We start from the raw sequence: 3,790 nt of genomic DNA on the forward strand, positions 1-3,790 counted from the left end.
GGAGACAGGTGCAGCGCACCTGGCTCGCGGCCTTACGAACTAGAGCGGAGATCAAGCCCCCGAAAAAACCCGCACGCATCATCAGAACAGGTCATCTAGGGAACAAGAAGAAGCGATCTGATTTGTAAAACCTGATTAAATGGCGGTCTGGTGCAGTTTTAATTGAGAAAAATGTAATTTTCTGCGAAATTTCTGTTCCCACGAACAGGGAATCACAGCCATGAAGAGACTGTTTATTGCGATCGGGGCAGCAATGATCGGCGGTGCTGTTTCGTATTCACCGGCCGCCCATGCGGAGCCCTGTGCGGCTTTGTTGTGCATGGCCGGAATGCCGGCGACAGGTGCAGGTTGCAGCGGCCCGGTCGGAGAATTTTTCAGTATTCAGGTATGGGGCTTTTGGGGATACGAGCCAGGTGCAACGGCAGCAAGGCGTGCCGCGTTTTTGAACTCGTGCTCCGGGGCGGCGGCCAACGAAGCAGTCGTGCAGAGGATCATCGGGACGTACGGGACACTGCTCGCTGCGCCATGACGAAAGACGCGGTTCCCCTCATGGTGGCGCATGTCATGAGAGGAACCGCGAAGGCGGACGTGGGATGACAGGCCGATCGCCATTGCGCGATGATCGCGGCGAATTCCTGGCCAAGGGCACGATCGAGCTGATCGGGATAATTGCCGGCCTGACCAATCAGACCGAAAACGACTGTCATATCTTCCACGATGGCCCTATCGAGCGCCCATAGCGACGTGAGATCAAACGATCCGCACGATCCTGCATTCCACCATGCCAGCAGGAAATCCGCGACACGCCGCGATTGTCCGGTGTCACCCTTTGCAATTTTAATCAGGCGTGCCAGCGCCGCCCGTTCATTGTCCTGTTTCGCGGTCATGGGTCTTTTCCGGGGTTTGTTGGTTTGAGCTGGCGGGCTGTGAGCGTCACCCCACAAAGGGTTTCCAGGTCCATTTTGCGGTCAGGTCTTCATCATCAATCTCGAAGCCCATCTCCTTCAGTCCGGTCAGGACCATGTTCACGAGGCGCATTCCCGGATGCTCGCGCATCCAAAGTTCTGCCGCTACGCGGACATAGACCGGCAGGCTGACGGAGAGCCCGACCAGCTCGCCCGTGTCGTCGCCCGTATGCGGTTTGAGACGCCGCTTGCGTTCGGGTACCAGATCCTCGGGCTCCACATGCACGCCGATCGTCTTCAGCGCCTGAAGGATGGCGCAGCGCATGGAGGTGTCGTTATCGTTTACATACTCTTCGAGCTGCCGGCGCACGGCGGGCTTGACGCGGAACAGCGTCAGGCGCGGGGTGCGATCAAGGACAGGGACAGCAGACGCGGATTCAGACATCGAAACTCTTTCAAGGCACAGATCCTCTCCTTTAACATATATCGGATATAATAACGAGAGAGCCGGCCGCCCGCTGCCGTGGGCAGGGTCAAACATGCGCCTCTCCGAGATAGATGCCATAGCGGGGCCGGATCTTCGATCCGGGCCGCAATTTCTGGTCCATTGCCCATAGGGAAACCGACATGCCGCGCCTGCGCGCGAGCTGCACGGCCGACCGTGCTGCCGTGTCCCGGCTTTCCTTGACGGCCAGGACCGACAGGTCCGGGCCGGCCAGATAGACATGGCGATGCTTCGCCACCCGTCGCGGCGCGAGGTAGGTCATGACATCAGCCCTCCCATACGCGATGACACCCGGCACGCACGCTCTAGCCCGGCCAGAAGATCCGCGAGGACCTGGCGGGGCAGGGGGTGGGTGCCAAGCGCCACGATCCGGCCGCCCTCCATCTGGACGGGCAAGCGGACCGACCCCACGCAGATATGTGCGGGAAAGGGGCCATCGGCGCCGACCGGGTATCCCGGCCGGGCAACAGACATCCGCTCATAGCGGCGGACGAGAGCTTCGTATCTCACGCGATCAGTCATCGCTTCATCCTTTTATATCCGCGATATAATAGAGACACGGACGTTCACCACGATCGTCCGTGCTTGCTGGTCTAGTCGCCCAGGTGAGCTTCCCCGGCTGGCTCAGCGTCATCAGGGGGCGGTTCCCGCAAGGCGGCATCGACCAGTGACCTGAGCCGCCATACGGGGACCATGATCCGGAAGGCCATCCCGTATGAATCGGCCGCGCTTTGCACCCATGAGCGGATACGCTCGACCGGCGCATTCTCTGCTTTCATCGCCACGGCCAAGCTCATGAGATGGGCCATCAGCTCGTCCAGCTCGAACTCAACCACGCGCAGGGCATCTTCGAGACTATGTTCGGCCAGTTTTTCAAAATCTGCCGAAATATTCTGGCGTTCTGCTTCCTCTGCTAGTTTGGCTTCCAGATGGGCCACGGCATCGACATAGCTCGTGAGACCCATCAGGACCATTTTCGCTTCGGTCCGTGCATCGACCATGATGCGCAGGGCAAGAACCGCGTCTGCCACGGGTCCGGTTCGCTTGCCATTCGCAGGACTGTCATCTGTCTGCGTCATGCTGTGCTTCCGGCCCGCATTTATTGACGATATGGCATTCATGCTGCGGTCCTCCTGACGAAATCACAAGAAAACCCCGTTTGTTTTTTGAATCGTTTCAGTCGATACGCAGCCCCGTGCTGTCGATACGGGAAAGAACGGTATCTGTTGTCATCCAGCCCGCCACCCGACCGAAGCCGATGAAGGGGACCAGGACGGTATAAACAGAGTCCAGATCGTAGCTGGTGCGCTGGTCCCGTGGACCTTCCCACAGGCATGACAGCATCAGCCCCTCGATCTCGGTGCCGTCGCTGCCGATGGTCGTGACCCACAGATCCGGCAGGACGGCGGCTTCGCAGGCGCGAACGCGGCCCTTACGGGTCCAGTAGGCCATCAGATCCGGCTTTGTCTTCATCGCCGAAATCGTGCTGTATTCGTCGCGATCCAGCCGGATCAGCGGCAAGGTATTGTGAAGAGGCGATACCTGTTTTTCGGCGTGGTCTTCCTTGGACATAGGGCTATCCTCCCTGTGCGACGGATCGAACGGTTTTATCCTCCCGGCCCGCCTCTAATATATACGAGATATAATAAAGAGGGTTCAAGAGAAAAATGAAATTTTTCTCGCGAATGGTGGAGAGGCCGGCAAGACGGCCTCTCTCCCGGATTCAGGCGCAGGCTGCCTGCTCTTGCTCGGCCAGTATCTCGGCATGGAAGGCTTCCATCGCGCGCTGGCTTTCTTCAGGGTCGATCAGGTAGGCATGAAAGCCGGTGAGGACGGTAAAGCCCGCCGCTTCCAGCGCCTGTTGTACCTCGGTGATACCCCATAGGGCACTCGCATACTCGGCCTCTTCGCGCTGCTCGTCGGGGACATATTCCAGGCCGCATGATGCGGCTTCATAACGGGCGATCGCGTCGTCCTCGGGGTCATCATACACGCCATACCTGATGCTGAGATCGACGGTCATGGAACTGGTGGCCTTGGCCTGTTTCATCGCATCTTCGAAGTGCTGGACATAATACATCCGATCACGCAGCTCGTTTCGGGTCGCATAGGAATCTTCCGAGGTATCATCCAGCCGGTCGGACAGGCGGCTGTACCATGCCTGCGTGTCGGTGATGGCGCGATCAAGAACGTCTGCCGGATTGGGGCGAGGTGGCATCTTTTTGGAGCGGAACAGAAAGCCCATCAGACCGGAAAGAAGTGACATAGGTTTACCCTCCCATGTTCGGACGGGGAGGGGGACGATCCCCCCACGTTTTCCCGCCCGGTGTTCTTATTATATACACGATATAATAAGGGAGAGGCAAGAGAAAAATGCAGT

General features: G+C 58.6%; 8 protein-coding genes. All 8 read right to left on the bottom strand.

The features are described 5' to 3' along the window. Positions 1–135: 135 nt before the first annotated feature. Positions 136–321, bottom strand: coding sequence for a hypothetical protein (locus AB2L51_RS14940; RefSeq protein WP_010665810.1), 186 nt, complete (start codon positions 319–321; stop codon positions 136–138). A gap of 170 nt (positions 322–491) precedes the next feature. Further along, positions 492–887: a DUF7673 family protein gene (locus AB2L51_RS14945; protein WP_007284694.1), complete on the bottom strand. Its 396-nt coding sequence runs from the start codon at positions 885–887 to the stop codon at positions 492–494. A gap of 46 nt (positions 888–933) precedes the next feature. Beyond that, complete coding sequence (locus AB2L51_RS14950; protein WP_007284693.1) at positions 934–1,350, bottom strand: hypothetical protein; 417 nt, start codon at positions 1,348–1,350, stop codon at positions 934–936. 88 nt (positions 1,351–1,438) lie between these two features. Then, positions 1,439–1,672: a hypothetical protein gene (locus AB2L51_RS14955; protein WP_010665809.1), complete on the bottom strand. Its 234-nt coding sequence runs from the start codon at positions 1,670–1,672 to the stop codon at positions 1,439–1,441. Further along, a complete protein-coding gene (locus AB2L51_RS14960) occupies positions 1,669–1,920 on the bottom strand; it encodes a hypothetical protein (RefSeq protein WP_400922607.1) in 252 nt (83 codons plus the stop codon). Before AB2L51_RS14960 ends, AB2L51_RS14955 begins: the two co-directional genes overlap by 4 nt. An 83-nt stretch (positions 1,921–2,003) precedes the next feature. Next, positions 2,004–2,489: a hypothetical protein gene (locus AB2L51_RS14965; protein WP_010665807.1), complete on the bottom strand. Its 486-nt coding sequence runs from the start codon at positions 2,487–2,489 to the stop codon at positions 2,004–2,006. Positions 2,490–2,586: 97 nt separating this feature from the next. Further along, entirely contained in the window at positions 2,587–2,982 is a 396-nt protein-coding gene (locus AB2L51_RS14970; protein WP_007284689.1) for a hypothetical protein, read from the bottom strand. 151 nt (positions 2,983–3,133) lie between these two features. Further along, a complete protein-coding gene (locus AB2L51_RS14975; RefSeq protein WP_062810081.1) occupies positions 3,134–3,676 on the bottom strand; it encodes a hypothetical protein in 543 nt (180 codons plus the stop codon). Positions 3,677–3,790: the final 114 nt, after the last annotated feature.

This window comes from Acetobacter fabarum (assembly GCF_040702925.2).
In the GTDB taxonomy this organism is placed as follows: Bacteria; Pseudomonadota; Alphaproteobacteria; order Acetobacterales; family Acetobacteraceae; genus Acetobacter; species Acetobacter fabarum_B.